Annotated in this window: 17 protein-coding genes; 14 read left to right on the top strand and 3 right to left on the bottom strand. The window is 61.8% G+C overall.

The window, feature by feature from the left end; genetic code table 11:
* The first annotated feature begins 196 nt into the window (after nucleotides 1–196).
* From KI610_RS18260 to KI610_RS18195, 14 genes are all read left to right on the top strand, one after another.
* Nucleotides 197–1717, top strand: a complete 1521-nt coding sequence (locus KI610_RS18260; RefSeq protein WP_226496365.1) for a GGDEF domain-containing protein — start codon at nucleotides 197–199, stop codon at nucleotides 1715–1717.
* A gap of 14 nt (nucleotides 1718–1731) precedes the next feature.
* On the top strand, nucleotides 1732–2238 hold the full coding sequence (locus tag KI610_RS18255; RefSeq protein ID WP_226496364.1) for a DNA-deoxyinosine glycosylase: 507 nt from the start codon (nucleotides 1732–1734) through the stop codon (nucleotides 2236–2238).
* Between the two features lie 52 nt (nucleotides 2239–2290).
* Complete coding sequence (gene argS / locus KI610_RS18250; protein ID WP_226496363.1) at nucleotides 2291–4054, top strand: arginine--tRNA ligase; 1764 nt, start codon at nucleotides 2291–2293, stop codon at nucleotides 4052–4054.
* A gap of 9 nt (nucleotides 4055–4063) precedes the next feature.
* Nucleotides 4064–4675: an SPOR domain-containing protein gene (locus KI610_RS18245; RefSeq protein ID WP_226496362.1), complete on the top strand. Its 612-nt coding sequence runs from the start codon at nucleotides 4064–4066 to the stop codon at nucleotides 4673–4675.
* 9 nt (nucleotides 4676–4684) lie between these two features.
* Nucleotides 4685–5332, top strand: coding sequence for a thiol:disulfide interchange protein DsbA/DsbL (locus KI610_RS18240; RefSeq protein ID WP_226496361.1), 648 nt, complete (start codon nucleotides 4685–4687; stop codon nucleotides 5330–5332).
* Nucleotides 5333–6103 carry an SDR family oxidoreductase gene (locus KI610_RS18235; RefSeq protein WP_226496360.1) on the top strand — a complete coding sequence of 257 codons (771 nt, stop codon included), beginning with the start codon at nucleotides 5333–5335 and terminating at the stop codon, nucleotides 6101–6103.
* Nucleotides 6104–6347: 244 nt separating this feature from the next.
* Nucleotides 6348–6551 (top strand): sulfur carrier protein ThiS, encoded by a 204-nt coding sequence (gene thiS, locus KI610_RS18230; RefSeq protein WP_226496359.1) that lies wholly within the window; start codon nucleotides 6348–6350, stop codon nucleotides 6549–6551.
* A gap of 12 nt (nucleotides 6552–6563) precedes the next feature.
* Nucleotides 6564–7346 (top strand): thiazole synthase, encoded by a 783-nt coding sequence (locus KI610_RS18225; protein ID WP_226496358.1) that lies wholly within the window; start codon nucleotides 6564–6566, stop codon nucleotides 7344–7346.
* Nucleotides 7343–8074, top strand: coding sequence for a tRNA (guanosine(46)-N7)-methyltransferase TrmB (gene trmB, locus KI610_RS18220; protein ID WP_226496357.1), 732 nt, complete (start codon nucleotides 7343–7345; stop codon nucleotides 8072–8074). The genes KI610_RS18225 and trmB overlap by 4 nt, the downstream gene beginning before the upstream one ends.
* A gap of 64 nt (nucleotides 8075–8138) precedes the next feature.
* Nucleotides 8139–8759, top strand: coding sequence for a c-type cytochrome (locus KI610_RS18215; RefSeq protein WP_226496356.1), 621 nt, complete (start codon nucleotides 8139–8141; stop codon nucleotides 8757–8759).
* Nucleotides 8760–8961: 202 nt separating this feature from the next.
* Nucleotides 8962–9879, top strand: a complete 918-nt coding sequence (locus KI610_RS18210) for a recombination-associated protein RdgC (protein WP_226496355.1) — start codon at nucleotides 8962–8964, stop codon at nucleotides 9877–9879.
* Complete coding sequence (locus KI610_RS18205; RefSeq protein WP_226496354.1) at nucleotides 9876–10280, top strand: YchJ family protein; 405 nt, start codon at nucleotides 9876–9878, stop codon at nucleotides 10278–10280. Before KI610_RS18210 ends, KI610_RS18205 begins: the two co-directional genes overlap by 4 nt.
* A 41-nt stretch (nucleotides 10281–10321) precedes the next feature.
* Nucleotides 10322–12001: an ABC-F family ATP-binding cassette domain-containing protein gene (locus KI610_RS18200; RefSeq protein WP_226496353.1), complete on the top strand. Its 1680-nt coding sequence runs from the start codon at nucleotides 10322–10324 to the stop codon at nucleotides 11999–12001.
* Between the two features lie 85 nt (nucleotides 12002–12086).
* Nucleotides 12087–12497, top strand: coding sequence for a YidB family protein (locus KI610_RS18195; protein WP_226496352.1), 411 nt, complete (start codon nucleotides 12087–12089; stop codon nucleotides 12495–12497).
* On the opposite strand, the gene hemW is transcribed toward KI610_RS18195, so the two are convergent.
* The 3 genes from hemW to rph are packed head-to-tail and all read right to left on the bottom strand — an operon-like array spanning nucleotide 12494 to nucleotide 15008.
* On the bottom strand, nucleotides 12494–13690 hold the full coding sequence (hemW, locus tag KI610_RS18190) for a radical SAM family heme chaperone HemW (protein WP_404827429.1): 1197 nt from the start codon (nucleotides 13688–13690) through the stop codon (nucleotides 12494–12496). The genes KI610_RS18195 and hemW overlap by 4 nt on opposite strands.
* 3 nt (nucleotides 13691–13693) lie before the next feature.
* A complete protein-coding gene (gene rdgB, locus KI610_RS18185) occupies nucleotides 13694–14281 on the bottom strand; it encodes an RdgB/HAM1 family non-canonical purine NTP pyrophosphatase (RefSeq protein ID WP_226496351.1) in 588 nt (195 codons plus the stop codon).
* A gap of 10 nt (nucleotides 14282–14291) precedes the next feature.
* Entirely contained in the window at nucleotides 14292–15008 is a 717-nt protein-coding gene (rph, locus tag KI610_RS18180) for a ribonuclease PH (RefSeq protein ID WP_226496350.1), read from the bottom strand.
* Between the last annotated feature and the right edge of the window lie 4 nt (nucleotides 15009–15012).

The raw sequence follows: 15012 nt of genomic DNA, 5'->3' as shown, positions 1-15012 counted from the left end.
ACGCCGGCCGGGCCGGGCAAAATCGCTAAACGAGCATGTTAACACGCCAACGGCGGTTGCGCCCCCGTGATTTGCGACTGTTTGAGTCAGCCGGGTTGCGCCAACAATCTTGCAATGAGGCGTGGGCAATGGGATAAACTCGATATTGAAACCTGCCAGTGTCATGCTCCGCCACCCTTAGCCATTCGAAGCGTTGATGAACGAACCGAAACATCCCTCCGTTATCGCTCGCGAGGCGCTCAGGCGACTCGCGAGCAGTCAATTGGCCCCGACGCCGGCCAATTACCAGGCTTGCTATAACGAAATCGCCAATCTTCCCAATGTCCCGGCATTTCCGGAGGCGCAACTGCGGGAGCTGCTGGGCGAGTTGCCGGTCCGCAACGAAGCGCAGAAAAAGCAGCTGGACAGGCTTTCTGCCGCGATTGCCAAGCGTAGCTGGCAGGGGGTCAAGGAGTCCTTGGCAGCCTTTGCGCAAGCTGGCGAGTCGCGCCTCCATGAGGTCGGTATGCATGCCCTGGCGCCAGCCCTGCCGGGTGAATTTGCCGGCAAGCTGGCGCGTTTCGTCGAGTGTGTGCTGCCGGCGCTTGGTGAAGAAGATTCACGAATTCTCAGCGTGGCCGGTGAGCTGCTCCTGTTGCTGCGGCAGCCGGCGGTTGATATCGGGCAGGTCCAGGCGCTCTTTGGCAGCCTGACGTACCAGGCTGTGTTCGCGGCCGAGGAGCAGGTCGAGATCAAGGGCTCCCTGCTCAAGTTGCTGCACCTGATTATTGAAAACATCGGCGAACTGAGTACGGACGACAGTTGGCTCAAGGGGCAGATCGACGGGCTGTTGGCCAGCGTGGCGCCGCCCTTGACCCTGCGCCATCTCGATGAAATGGAACGGCGCCTGCGTGATGTCATGGAGAAGCAGGGGCGTGCCAAATCGCGTTCGGTCGAAGCGCAAGCTGAAATGCGCCATATGCTTGCCGAGTTTATCGAGCGTTTGGGCGTAATGAACCAGTCGAGCACCGAGTTCGAGGGGCGGATCGAGGCCAGCGCCCGCCAGATCCAGCAGGTTTCCCGTATCGAGGATCTGAAGCCATTGCTCGACGACGTTATCGCGGCGACGCATGCGATGGCCGAGGAGACGGCAATCTCGCGCGAACAGTTGAAAGGTCTGCAGGAAAAGGTGGTGGTGACCGAGGCGGAGCTTATCCACCTGCATCAGGAACTGGATAGCGCCAGTGCCCTCGCCCGCCACGACCCGCTGACCGATGCCCTGAATCGCAAGGGGCTGGAGGAGGCGATGGATCGCGAAATTTCGAGTATGCGGCGCAAGGAAGCACCATTGTCGGTCAGCTTGCTCGACATCGATAATTTCAAGAAGCTCAACGACAGTCTCGGTCACGAGGCCGGCGATCGTGCCTTGGTTCATCTGGCCGATGTGGCGCGGCGCAGCATGCGGCCGAGCGATACGCTGGCCCGCTATGGTGGTGAAGAGTTCGTGGTCGTCATGCCGGATACGAAGCTTGAACAGGGCATCGAGGCCATGGCCCGCCTGCAGCGGGAACTGACCAAGGCGATCTACATGGCGGGGAATGAAAAGATCCTGATCACCTTCAGCGCCGGGGTTGCCCAACTGGCTGTCGACGAGTCCGCTACCGACGCCATCCGGCGCGCCGACCAGGCGATGTACCTGGCCAAACGCGCCGGCAAGAACCGCGTGATGGGCGGCTGAAGGATCGTTTGTCGATGGACTTGAGTCACGGCTTTCCGCCGGTTGCCGATCCGTCGGCGCGGGTGCTCGTTCTCGGCAGTCTTCCCGGCAAGGCCTCGCTCAATGCGCAGGAGTATTACGCCAACCGGCAAAACGCCTTCTGGCGCATCATGGGCGACCTGATCGGCGCCGGCCCCGACCTGCCTTATGCGCAGCGGCTGGAGAGCTTGCGCTCGGCCGGCATCGCGCTGTGGGACGTGATTGCCGCCGGCGAGCGGCCGAGCAGCCTGGATGCCGATATCGTCAAAGACTCGGTTCGTGTTAATGATTTTTTGGCATTTTTTGCTGTTCACCGTGGGATTCGTCGTGTTTTCTTCAATGGAGGGGCAGCCGAGGCGACTTTTCGCCGCTATGTCTTGCCCACCCTGCCGGGGGCGGATTTGCAGTTGATTCGCTTGCCATCGACCAGTCCCGCCCATGCCGCCAGCCGCTACGCAGACAAGCTCGCGGCATGGTCGGCGATTGTTGCGCCGGCCAAATAAGTAGGGATCGGCAGCGTATAATCGACGTTTTGCAAATTTTCGCCCCAAATCAATGCCCCTAGACGTCAAATCCCAGCTGACCGCCCTCCTGCAACAGGCGCTGGCCAGCGTTGCACCGACTGCAACCGATACCCCCATTCAACTTGAGCGGCCGCGCGATCCGACGCACGGTGACTTCGCGACCAACCTGGCCATGCAGTTGGCCAAGGCGCTGAAGAAAAACCCGCGTGAGATTGCCCAGCAGTTGGTCAACGAATTGCCGGTGTCGGCGCTGGTTACCAAGGCTGAGGTGGCTGGGGCCGGCTTCATCAATTTCACCCTTGATGCCGGCGCCAAGACGAGCGTCGTCAAGGCGGTGCTGGCCGAGGGCGAGAATTTCGGGCGGTCTACACTCGGTGGCTGGCAAAAGGTGCAGGTCGAGTTCGTTTCGGCCAATCCGACCGGCCCGCTGCACGTCGGCCATGGCCGCGGCGCGGCTTATGGCGCTTCGTTGTCCAACCTGCTGACCTTTGCCGGCTGGGATGTGACCCGCGAGTATTACGTCAATGACGCCGGTCGGCAGATGGACATCCTGGGCTTGTCGACCTGGCTGCGTTACCTCGAGCAGAACGGCGTCGATGTGCCCTTCCTGCCCAATGCCTATCAGGGCGACTATGTGCGCGATATGGCCAAGCAGATGAGCGCCGCGCACGGCACCAAATTTGTTCGCCCGGCAGCCGACGTGCTGGCCGGAACGCCCGGTTTGCCGGACGCCGAGCGGGCCGACGACGAGGCCAAGCGCCAGCGCGACCAGCACCTCGATGCCCTGATCGCCAACGCCAAGACCTTGCTCGGCGCCGACTGGCCTTATGTCCATCAGCACGCCTTGTCCGAGCAATTGGCCGACGGCCGCAACGATCTGGAGGAGTTCGGCGTTCATTTCGACGTCTGGTTCTCCGAGCAGGCATTGTTCGATACCGGTCTGGTTGCCCGCTGCGTGGATCTGCTCGAAAAGAACGGCCATCTGTACGTTCAGAATGGCGCCCGCTGGTTCAGGTCGACCACGTTTGGCGACGAGAAGGATCGTGTCGTCCAGCGCGAGAACGGCCTCTACACCTATTTCGCTTCGGACATCGCCTATCACCTCAACAAGTTCGAGCGCGGTTTCGACAAGGTCATCAACATCTGGGGCGCCGATCACCACGGTTACATTTCCCGCGTCAATGGCGCGATCACCGCCCTTGGTCTGGATGCCGGCAAGTTGCAAGTGGCGCTCGTCCAGTTCGCCGTGCTCTACCGCAATGGCCAGAAAGCATCGATGTCGACGCGTTCCGGCGAGTTCGTCACCCTGCGCGAATTGCGCAGTGAGGTCGGCAACGATGCTTGCCGTTTCTTCTACGCCCTGCGCAAGTCCGACCAGCACCTCGATTTCGACCTTGATCTGGCCAAGAGCCAGACCAACGAGAACCCGGTTTATTACATCCAGTACGCCCACGCCCGCATCTGTTCGGTGGTCAATCAGTGGGCCGGTGATCAGGCGACGCTGGAAGATGCCAACCTATCGTTGCTCAGCAATCCGCGCGAACTGGCGATTGCCAGCAAGCTGACCGAATTCCGTGACCTGATCGACAACGCTGCCCGCGAACTGGCGCCGCACCTGATTGCCTTCTACCTCAAGGATCTGGCCGGCGAGTTCCATGGCTGGTACAACGCCGAGCGCATGCTGGTTGACGATGCCGCCATGCGCGATGCCCGCGTCGCCCTGGCCGTCGCCGTTCGCCAGACGATACGCAATGGTCTGACCATTCTGGGCGTCAGCTGTCCGGAATCCATGTAAGGAATTGCCATGAGTCGCGATATGAAGCCCCGCAAGAGCCAGCCGGCGAAAAAGAAGGCGGCTGGCGGTACGCTGGTCGGCATGTTCATTGGTCTGGTCATCGGCATCGGCATGGCGGCGGGCGTCGTCTGGTACCTCAACAAGTCACCGCTGCCTTTTGTCGAGCGGGCGCAGCCGCCGGCCCGGGGCGATGCGGCCAATGGCAAGAACGGTCAGCCGAGCCAGCCGCTGGCGCTGCCCGGCAAGCCGGGCGATCCGATTCCGGAAAAACGCTTCCAGTTCTACGACATCCTGCCTGGCAAGGCCGATGCGGTGCCCGACAAGGTACCCAAGCCGGACGCCAAAAAGGAAGAGCCGAAGAAGGAGGACAAGAAGGAAGACTCCAAGGAGTCGAAAACACCGCTCTTCCTGCAGGCCGGTTCGTTCAGTACGGCGCAGGACGCTGACAACCAAAAGGCCAAGCTCGCGTTTATGGGTATAGAGGCCGTTGTCCAGCAGGTCATGATTCAGGACAAGACCTTCTATCGGGTCCGTGTCGGTCCGTACACCAAGATAGATGAATTGAACAAAGTCCGTGCCGAGCTTGCCAAATCAGGCGTTGAAGCCCAACTTGCCAAATAGGAGTTACGAATGAAGGATGCACGTCGCAGTTTCGTCGGTTCCGTTTTTGCCCTTTTTTTCGGGTTGACCGTAGCAATGCCGTCGTTTGCTCAGGGCCCGGCCTATACACCGATCAGCCCGGCCCAGCCGACTGAGGATGCGGCGAAAATCGAAGTCCTCGAGTTTTTCAGCTACGGCTGCCCGCATTGCGCCGATTTCAATCCGCTGCTGACGGCTTGGGCCGCCAAGCTGCCGGCCGACGTGGTCGTCAAGAAGGTGCCGATCACCTTCGGGCGCGCTGCCTGGGCCAATATCGCCAAGCTCTACTACGCGCTGGAAATCACCGGCGACCTGCATCGTCTTGAGGGCGAGGTCTTCCGGGCGATTCATGGCGAGCGCGTCAATCTGTTCGACGAAAGAACGCTGACCGAATGGGTCGTCAAGAAGGGTGTGGACGCCAAGAAATTCGGCGAAACCTTCAACTCCTTCGGTGTCATGAGCAAGGTCAAGCGTGCCGACCAGATGGCGCAGGCTTACAAGATCCAGGGTGTGCCGGCTTTGGCAGTCGATGGCAAGTTCCTGATCGGCGACATGGGCTTCAACGAGAAGCTGGCTGTTGCCGACAAGTTGATCGCTCAGGCGCGCAGCGAGAAATCCAAGGGCGCCGGCAAGAAATAATTGACGCTTAAAGTCTTCATCACAGGCGCCTCGTCGGGAATCGGCGAGGCGCTTGCCGTTTACTACGCCGCCCAGGGCGCCATTCTGGGCCTGGCGGCGCGGCGAAACGAATTTCTCGAGGCATTGAACCAGCGTCTGGGCGGTCAGCATGCCTGTTACGCGCTCGATGTCAGCGATGCGCCGGCCCTGCATGCCGCTGCTACCGATTTCATTGCCCGCTTCGGCGCGCCGGACATCATCATCGCCAACGCCGGAGTCTCAGCCGGAACGCTTACCGAATTCGAGGAAGACCTCGCGGCCTTTCGCCGGATCATGGACATCAACGTCTTTGGCATGGCGGCCACCTTCGCCCCGTTTATTCCCGCCATGAAGGCGGCGGCCGGCGAGAAACGCCTGGTCGGCATCGCCTCGGTCGCCGGCATTCGCGGTCTGCCCGGTGCCGAGGCCTATTCGGCCTCGAAAGCGGCGGCCATCGCCTACCTGGAAAGCCTGCGCCTCGAAATGCGACCCTACGGCATCAAGGTCGTCACCATTGCGCCGGGCTACATCGAAACGCCGATGACCGAAATCAATCCCTACAAAATGCCGTTCCTGCTGCCGGTCGATCAGGCGGCATCCCGTTTCGCCGCGGTGATCGCCCGTGGCACCAGCTATTCGGTCATTCCCTGGCCAATGGGTGTCGTCGCCAAAATCCTGCGCGTCCTGCCCAACTGGCTATACGATAGCCTGTTCACAAGCGCCCCGCGCAAGCCGCGCGGCTTGTTAAAATAGCCTGAACCTTGAAACCTCAGTTGACCGCTTACCCATCCCCGTCCAGCCGCATGAATACTGACCTCTGTGCCTTCGAATCAATTCACCCATGGGGTGACAGCGCTACGCGGCCGCTGGCACGCTTGGTCGGGCGCCCGGCTTTGTCGCTCCTCCTGGCAGGCATGAGCCTGCCGCGTCGTCGCTTCGCGCCGGCCATCCCGCCCAAACGCACCATCAGCCGCGTCCAACTGAGGTTTCAAGGTTGATGCTAGAACTCAAGATCAACGGCGAAGCCCGCCAGTTTTCCGAAGCGCTGACCGTGACCGGCTTGATCGAACAACTCGGCTACACCGGCAAGCGCATCGCCGTCGAACGCAACGGCGAAATCGTCCCCAAGAGCCAGCACGCCACGACGGCGCTGGTGTCGGGCGACCAACTTGAAATTGTCGTCGCCGTCGGCGGCGGCTAAGGAGACTGCTCCATGCATCAATTGACTATCGCCGGTAAGGCGTACCGTTCCCGTTTGCTGGTCGGCACCGGCAAGTACAAGGATTTCGCCGAAACCCGGGCGGCCATCGACGCCTCCGGTTCGGAGATCGTCACCGTGGCGATACGCCGCATGAACATCGGCCAGGACCCGAGCCAGCCCAATCTGCTCGACGCTCTGCCGCCCTCGCAATTCACCATCCTGCCCAATACCGCCGGCTGCTACACCGCCGACGACGCCGTGCGCACCCTGCGTCTGGCCCGCGAACTGCTCGACGGCCACCCGCTGTGCAAGCTCGAAGTCCTCGGCGACCCGACCAGTCTCTTCCCGAACATGCCGGAAACCCTAAAGGCCGCTGAAACCCTGGTCAAGGATGGCTTTCATGTCATGGTCTACTGCTCGGACGATCCCATTCAGGCCAAGATGCTCGAAGAAATCGGCTGCGTCGCGGTCATGCCGCTCGCTTCGCTGATCGGCTCCGGCATGGGCATCCTCAATCCGTGGAACCTGCGCCTGATCATCGACAACGCCAAGGTGCCGGTCATTGTCGATGCCGGTGTCGGTACGGCGTCTGACGCTGCTATCGCCATGGAACTCGGCTGCGACGGCGTGCTGATGAACACCGCCATTGCCCACGCCAAGAACCCCGTTCTCATGGCCAGCGCCATGAAGAAAGGCGTTGAAGCGGGCCGCGAGGCTTTTCTGGCCGGCCGTATGCCGCGCAAACTCTACTCGGCCGACCCGTCGTCGCCGACTTCCGGATTGATCGGCTCATGAGCGATACCCCCCTGATTCAACCGGCCGCCGTCGGCGAAGGCGTCTACGAAGAAGGCCGTGAGGGCTATGGCCACATCAAGAGCTACGTCCGCCGCGCCGGCCGCATGTCGTCGGCGCAGGAAAACTACTACGCCGAGATGATGCCGAAGATCGGCGTCGTCTATGTCCCGCAGCCCATCGACCTTGCTACGGTCTACGGTCGAAATGCCCCGAAAATCCTCGAAATCGGCACCGGCATGGGTGAAACCACGGCCAAGATTGCCGACGCCAACCGCGATAACGATTACCTCGGCGTCGAAGTGCATGTGCCGGGCGTTGGCGCGCTGTGCAAGCAGATCGCCGAGCGTGAGCTGAGCAACCTGCGCATCTGCCAGCATGACGCCGTCGAAGTCGTCCGCGACATGCTGCCCGAAGCTTCGCTCGACGGCGTGCACGTTTTCTTCCCCGATCCATGGCACAAGGCGCGCCACAACAAACGCCGGCTGATCCAGTCGCCCTTCGTCGCGCTGCTTGCCTCGCGCCTCAAGCCGGGCGGCTATTTCCACTGCGCCACCGACTGGGAAGAGTACGCCCACCAGATGCTGGAAGTGCTCTCGGCCGAACCGACTTTGGCCAACAGCGCCGACGGTTTTGCGCCGCGCCCCGAATACCGCCCGCTGACCAAATTCGAGAACCGCGGTATCCGCCTCGGTCATGGCGTTTGGGACGTGATTTTCCGCAAAAAATAGCTGGCAGATTAATGGTGCCTGAGTAGAATGAGAATCGGGATTTGTCAGAAAAAATGAGGAAATCATGAAAACAACGAAAATTGCTTCCGCTGGTTTGTTGCTTCCCTTCCTGGTAATTGCGCTGTCTTCTGCCCCGGCATCGGCCGCTGATCGTTCCGGCAAGGAAGTCGTCGATACGGTCTGTGCCGCCTGCCATACGACCGGCAAGGATGGCGCTCCCAAGATCGGCGATCAGGCAGCCTGGGCCGAACGCGCCGCCAAGGGCCTGGACAAGTTGACGCAGAATGCCATCAGTGGCGTTCGCAACATGCCGGCCCACGGCGGTCAGGCCGCGTTGTCCGATCTCGAGATGACCCGCGCCGTCGGTTACATGGTCAGCGGCGGCAAGGCCGCCGATGCGAAGAAGGCCGCCAAGGCCGCGAAGTCGCGTACTGGCGAACAGGTGGTCAAGGAACGCTGCCAGGAATGTCACACCAGTGGCAAACAGGGCGCGCCGAAACTGGGTGACATGAACGACTGGAAACCGCGTCTGCAAAATGGCGTCGATCCTTTGATCAAGTCCGCGATCAACGGCCACAACTCGATGCCGGCCCGTGGTGGTCTGGCCAATCTGAGCGATGTCGAAATGAAGGCCGCCGTCGAGTTCATGGTCAGCAAGACGGGCGGCGCTGCACCGGCCAAGTAATCTCCGGCGGCCTGTGGCCGCTCGAAATGGCGAAATGCCGGCATCCAGCGATGCCGGCATTTTTATTTTTGCCGAGCAAGATGGCCGCCTGTTCAGGGCTTTGGCGATGCGTGTCCGGGTGCTAGTCGTCGCCTCGTCATGCGCCGACGTTGGCGGGCTGTTAAACTCTCGCGCCTCAATGACAGCAAACCGGGAATGATTCATGTGGTTCCGTAATCTCCAGCTTTACCGCCTGCCGACGCCGTGGAATATCGACCTCGCCAAATTTGATGAACAACTGGCCCGCGGCCCGTTCGTGAAGTGCCCGAGCAACCAGCCGATGAGCCGGGGCTGGGTATCGCCGCGCCGCGATGGCGCGCTGGTCTATTCGCTCGGCCAGCAGTGGATGATTGCCCTGAGCGTCGAGCAGCGCCTGCTGCCGTCGTCGGTGGTCAATGACGAGGTCAAGGAACGCGCCGAACTGGTCGAAGCCCAGCAGGGTTACGCCCCGGGCCGCAAACAGCTCAAGGAACTGCGCGAGCGTGTCACGGAAGAACTCATGCCGCGCGCCTTCACTCGCCGCCGCACGACCTACGTCTGGCTTGATCCGCAAAACGGCTGGTTCTGCGTCGATGCCGGTAGCCCGGCCAAGGCCGAAGAGGTCATCGAGCATCTGCGTCATTGCCTCGACGACTTCCCGCTGACCATGCTCCATACCCAGGTTTCGCCACAAGCGGCGATGGCCGATTGGCTGGCTGGCGGCGACGCCCCGGCCGGCTTCACCATCGACCGCGATTGCGAACTGAAGGCGGCCGGCGAAGAAAAGGCGGCCGTACGTTACGTTCGTCATCCGCTCGATGGTGACGAGATCAGTGTCGAGATCAAGGCCCATCTGGCCAGCGGCAAGATGCCGACCAAGCTGGCCCTGACCTGGGATGACCGCATTTCCTTCGTCCTCGGCGAAAAGATGGAAATCAAGCGCCTCGCCTTCCTCGACCTGCTCAAGGAAGAAGCCGAGAAATCGGCCGAACACGCCGACGAGCAGTTCGACGCCGATTTCGCGCTGATGACCGGCGAACTGTCGCGTTTCCTGCCGCAACTGCTCGACGCGCTGGGCGGCGAGGTCGTCGAAGAAAAATGAAAGACATCGACGCCTGCCCCTGCGGCAGCGGCAGGCGTTATGCCGAATGCTGCGGTCAACTGCATTTTTCGGCCAAAAATGAAATGACGCCCGAGGCGCTCATGCGTTCGCGCTACAGCGCCTACGTACTCAAGCTGGCAGATTACCTGCTGGCCAGCTGGCATCCATCGACCCGCCCGGCCAGCATGGACCTGGCCGAAGACGACGGCACCAAATGGCTCGGGCTGGAGATCAAACGCTGCGCGCAGCAGGATGAAAATCACGCCACCGTCGAATTCGTCGCTCGCTACCGCATCGCCGGACGCGGCCATCGGCTGCACGAAATCAGCCGCTTCGTCCGCGAAGACGGCCGCTGGTTCTATGTCGATGGCGACATTGATCCAGGCACCATCACCGCTTGACCGGGCGCCCGCGCCCACCCTCTGAAGAAAACGAATACCCCATGATCATCCTCAAGAACGTCACCCTGCGCCGCAGCTCGAAAGTGCTGCTCGACAAGACCTCCGTCACCATCAATCCCGGTGAGAAGGTCGGCCTGGTCGGGCGTAACGGTGCTGGCAAATCGACGTTGTTCGCGCTGCTCAACGGCACGCTGCATGAGGATGGCGGCGATTATTCGATTCCCAAGCAATGGCAGATGGGCCAGGTGGCGCAGGACATGCCGGAAACCGAGCAATCGGCCACCGACTTCGTCATCGACGGTGACACCAGGCTGCTCGCCGCCCGCAACGAGGTGCACGACGCCGAAGCCAGCGACGACGGCATGCGCATGGCCGAAGCCTACATGGCGCTCAACGACGCCGGCGAGCACGATGCCGAAGCGCGCGCCCAGTCGCTCATTCTCGGTCTCGGTTTCAAGGTTTCCGAACTGCACAACCCGGTCAACAGCTTCTCCGGCGGCTGGCGCATGCGCCTGCAACTGGCCCGCGCCTTGATGTGCCCGTCCGACATCCTGCTCCTCGACGAACCGACCAACCACTTGGACTTGGATGCTCTCGTCTGGCTGGAGGCGTGGCTCAAGCGCTATCAGGGTACGCTGGTCATGATCAGCCACGACCGCGAATTCCTCGACGCCATCACCGGCGTCACGTTGCACATCGACAACGCCAAACTGGTCCGCTACGGCGGCAATTACAGCAAGTTCGAGGATATGCGTGCCGAGCAGATGCTGCTCCAGCAGGCAACGATGGCCAAGCAGGCCGAGAAGATTGCCCACCTTCAATCCTTCATCAACCGCTTCAAGGCCAAGGCCAGCAAGGCCAAGCAGGCCCAGAGCCGGGTCAAGGCGCTCGACCGCATGGAAAAGATCGCGCCGGTGCTGGCCGATGCCGAGTTCACCTTCGAGTTCCAGGAACCGCAGAACCTGCCCAACCCGATGCTCTCGATGATGGACGTCACCATCGGCTATCCGCCGGCCGAAGAGGCGCCGGCCGGCACGCCGCCAACGGTTATCGTGCGCGGCATCAACCGCTCGGTGATGGCCGGCCAGCGCATCGGCATCCTTGGCGCCAACGGCCAGGGCAAGTCCACGCTGGTCAAGACCATCGCTTGCGAATTGGCGGCGATCAGCGGCGACCTGACCGAGGGCAAGGGCCTCAACATCGGCTACTTCGCCCAGCAGGAACTCGACGTGCTGCGCCCGCAGGACACGCCGCTCGAACACATGGTCCGCCTGGCCAAGGAGGCGATTGCCAACGGCCGCAGCAACGTGCCGGGCCGTGAGCAGGAATTGCGCAATTTCCTCGGCACTTTCAATTTCGGCGGCGAAATGGTCAAGCAGGCCGTCGGCACCATGAGCGGCGGCGAAAAGGCCCGGCTGGTGCTATGCATGATCGTCTGGCAGCGCCCGAACCTGCTGCTGCTCGACGAACCGACCAACCACCTCGACCTCAACACCCGCGAAGCACTCGCCGTTGCCCTCAACGAGTTCGAAGGCACCGTCATGCTGGTCAGCCACGACCGCGCCTTGCTCCGTTCGGTCTGCGACGAATTCTGGCTAGTTTCCAAGGGCGGTGTCGCGCCGTTCGACGGCGATCTGGAGGACTACCAGCGCTACCTGCTCGACGAGGCCAAGCGGGTGCGCGAAGAGGCGTCGGCGGCGCAGAAGAAGCTGGCTGCCTAACAAGCAGCCTTTCGCAAATATTCACAATCGGTGTCATGCCGATGGATTAGGATGGCCTAACCTAATTCCTTGTGGAGAGAAAATCATGGGTCTTCTTGATTCGGTCGTTGGTGCATTGGCGGGTGGGCAATCCGGTGGCGAAAGCCCGCTGCTGAATATCGTCATGCAGCTGATCAACAACCCGCAGTCGGGCGGTCTGGGTGGGCTGGTCCAGTCCTTCCAGCAGGGGGGGCTGGGCAATATTGTCAATTCATGGGTTTCAACCGGCCAGAATCTGCCGATTTCGGCCGAACAGATTCAGGCTGTCCTTGGCGGTGGCAAGCTGCAGGACATTGCTGCGCAACTGGGTATGTCGGCGGAGCAAGCGTCGGGCGGTCTGGCCGATCTACTGCCACAAGTAGTCGACAAGCTGACCCCGAATGGCCAGGTTCCCGAAGGCGGCGATCTGCTGGCTCAAGGCCTGGATATGCTGAAAAAAGGCGGCTTGTTCAGCTAAAGAAAACGTTCGAGCAGGACGTTCAAAAAGCGCCGACCCTTCGCGGTCGGCGCAATCTTTTCCGGGCCGACGACGAGAAGTCCGTCGGCCTCGGCCGCCTTCAGTTCCGACTGGATACCGATCATCGGCTGGGCAGTGCGCGCTTCGTATAACGATGGATGAAAGCCGTCGGCCAGACGCAGCGCGTTCATCATGAATTCGAAAGGCAGGCTCTTGGCCTCAACCTGGGTGTCTTCCTGCACGGCATTGCCGCTGCGGATATTGTCGAGGTAAGCCTTCGGGTGTTTCCAGCGCATCTGGCGCAGGACGCGGTCGTGCAAAGTCAATTTCGAATGGGCCCCGGCGCCGATGCCGAGGTAGTCGCCGAAATACCAGTAATTGAGGTTGTGTTTGCACTGCTTGCCGCGCTGGGCGAAGGCCGAGGTTTCGTAATTGGCGTAGCCGGCAGCAGCCAGCCGGGCCTCGATGCTCTCTTGCATGTCGGCGCAGATGTCTCCTTCCGGTAGTTCGGGCGGGAAGGCGGCGAAGCGGGTGTTCGGCTCGAGGGTCAGTTGGTAACAGGAGAGATGCGAAGGCGAAAAGCTCAGCGCCGTTTCGACGTCAGCGAGCGCTTGCTCATGCGTTTGGCCGGGCAGACCGTACATCAGGTCGAGATTGAACGAGTCGAAATGCTCGCCGGCAAGTTGCGCGGCCCGCTTGGCTTCGGCGGCGCCGTGGATGCGGCCGAGGGCTTTCAGATGATCGTCGTTGAAGCTCTGGATGCCGAGCGACAGGCGATTGACGCCGGCCGCGCGGAAGCCGGCAAACTTCTCGGCCTCGACGGTGCCCGGATTGGCTTCGAGCGTGATCTCGGCGTCCGGCGCCAGCATGGCCAGCGCCCGGAAGGCGGCGATCAGTTCGTCGATGGCGGCCGGCGAGAGCAGGCTGGGCGTGCCGCCGCCGAAGAAAACGCTGACTACGGGCCTGCCCCAGATCAAAGGCAGGGTGGATTGCAGGTCGGCGATCAGCGCATCGACGTATTCGCGCTCAGGAATCATCCCGTTCGCCTCATGCGAGTTGAAATCGCAATACGGGCACTTCTGTACGCACCATGGCACATGGACGTAGAGCGCCAAGGGTGGGGAAACGCGGAATTCGAGCGGTGCTACGGTCGACCGGAAATTTTGGCTAAAAATGGGAATTGTGCGGGCCACGGTTTACAGCGTCGGCAGGCGGGCAATCAGTTTCTGCATGGCCTGGCCGCGATGCGATAGCTGGTTCTTGATTGCACCGTCGAGTTCGGCCGCCGTCTGGCAGTGCGTCGGCACGTAGAACAGCGGGTCGTAGCCGAAGCCGTCGGCGCCGCGCTGGGCTTCAAGAATGGTGCCGTGCCACTCGCCTTCGGCGATGATCGGCTGCGGATCGTTGGCTGAACGAACGAGGACAAGAACGCAGGCGAAATGGGCCCGGCGGTCGGTTTGTCCGGCGAGGTCGGCGAGCAGTTTTTCGTTGTTGCGCGCATCCGATTTCGGCTCGCCGGCATAGCGGGCCGAATAGACGCCGGGCGCGCCGCCGAGGGCGGCGACGCACAGGCCGGAGTCGTCAGCCAGCGCCGGTAAACCGGAGGCTTCAGCGGCATGGCGAGCCTTGGCCAGGGCGTTTTCAACAAAGGTGCAATGCGGCTCTTCGGCTTCCGGAATGCCCAACTGGCCTTGCGGAATGACTTCGAAGCCAAGCGGTGCCAGCAGCGAGTTGAGCTCCTTCATTTTTTTTGCGTTGTTCGAGGCGAGGACGAGCTTTTTCATGCCGTAACTCTCACTCAGCCAGGGCGCTTTGCTGGGCGGCGGTGAGCTGACGGATGCCCATGGTGGCGAGGTCGACGAGCATGCTCATCTGCTCGCGAGTGAATGGCTCGCCCTCCGCTGTGCCCTGGATTTCGACGATGCCGCCAGCGCCGGTCATCACGACGTTCATGTCGGTATCGCAGTCCGAATCTTCCGGATAATCGAGATCGAGAACCGGGGCGCCCTTGTAGATGCCGACCGAAATGGCGGCAACGTGGTCGCGCACCGGGTTGGCCGGCAGCTTGCCAGCCTTGACCAGTCCTTCGCAGGCTTCATAAAGCGCCACCCAGGCGCCGGTGATCGAGGCGCAGCGGGTGCCGCCGTCGGCCTGCAGGACGTCGCAGTCGAGCGTGATCTGGCGTTCGCCGAGGGCCTTGAGGTCGGTCACGGCGCGCAGGCTGCGGCCGATCAGGCGCTGGATTTCCTGCGTCCGACCGGTCTGCTTGCCCTTGGCCGCTTCGCGCGACGAGCGGGTGTGCGTGGCGCGCGGCAGCATGCCGTACTCGGCGGTGACCCAGCCCTGCCCCTTGCCGCGCAGAAACGGCGGCAGGTTTTCTTCGACGCTGGCCGTGCACAGCACGCGGGTGTCGCCCATTTCGATGAGCACCGAGCCTTCGGCATGGCGCGTGAAATTGCGGGTGATCTTGACGGTGCGGAGTTGATCCGGCTGGCGTTGGCTGGGGCGCATGGTG

This window comes from Ferribacterium limneticum, assembly GCF_020510565.1.
Classification (GTDB): domain Bacteria; phylum Pseudomonadota; class Gammaproteobacteria; order Burkholderiales; family Rhodocyclaceae; genus Azonexus; species Azonexus limneticus_B.
The sequence above is the reverse complement of the archived record's forward strand: the minus strand, read 5'-3'. Positions and strand labels throughout refer to the sequence as shown.

Bases quoted from the DNA above. Each gene is read 5' to 3' on its own strand.
- KI610_RS18260 (WP_226496365.1), top strand. From the start codon at position 197: ATGAACGAACCGAAACATCCCTCCGTTATCGCTCGCGAGGCGCTCAGG.
- KI610_RS18255 (WP_226496364.1), top strand. From the start codon at position 1,732: ATGGACTTGAGTCACGGCTTTCCGCCGGTTGCCGATCCGTCGGCGCGG.
- argS (WP_226496363.1), top strand. From the start codon at position 2,291: ATGCCCCTAGACGTCAAATCCCAGCTGACCGCCCTCCTGCAACAGGCG.
- KI610_RS18245 (WP_226496362.1), top strand. From the start codon at position 4,064: ATGAGTCGCGATATGAAGCCCCGCAAGAGCCAGCCGGCGAAAAAGAAG.
- KI610_RS18240 (WP_226496361.1), top strand. From the start codon at position 4,685: ATGAAGGATGCACGTCGCAGTTTCGTCGGTTCCGTTTTTGCCCTTTTT.
- thiS (WP_226496359.1), top strand. From the start codon at position 6,348: ATGCTAGAACTCAAGATCAACGGCGAAGCCCGCCAGTTTTCCGAAGCG.
- KI610_RS18225 (WP_226496358.1), top strand. From the start codon at position 6,564: ATGCATCAATTGACTATCGCCGGTAAGGCGTACCGTTCCCGTTTGCTG.
- trmB (WP_226496357.1), top strand. From the start codon at position 7,343: ATGAGCGATACCCCCCTGATTCAACCGGCCGCCGTCGGCGAAGGCGTC.
- KI610_RS18215 (WP_226496356.1), top strand. From the start codon at position 8,139: ATGAAAACAACGAAAATTGCTTCCGCTGGTTTGTTGCTTCCCTTCCTG.
- KI610_RS18210 (WP_226496355.1), top strand. From the start codon at position 8,962: ATGTGGTTCCGTAATCTCCAGCTTTACCGCCTGCCGACGCCGTGGAAT.
- KI610_RS18205 (WP_226496354.1), top strand. From the start codon at position 9,876: ATGAAAGACATCGACGCCTGCCCCTGCGGCAGCGGCAGGCGTTATGCC.
- KI610_RS18200 (WP_226496353.1), top strand. From the start codon at position 10,322: ATGATCATCCTCAAGAACGTCACCCTGCGCCGCAGCTCGAAAGTGCTG.
- KI610_RS18195 (WP_226496352.1), top strand. From the start codon at position 12,087: ATGGGTCTTCTTGATTCGGTCGTTGGTGCATTGGCGGGTGGGCAATCC.
- rdgB (WP_226496351.1), bottom strand. From the start codon at position 14,281: ATGAAAAAGCTCGTCCTCGCCTCGAACAACGCAAAAAAAATGAAGGAG.
- rph (WP_226496350.1), bottom strand. From the start codon at position 15,008: ATGCGCCCCAGCCAACGCCAGCCGGATCAACTCCGCACCGTCAAGATC.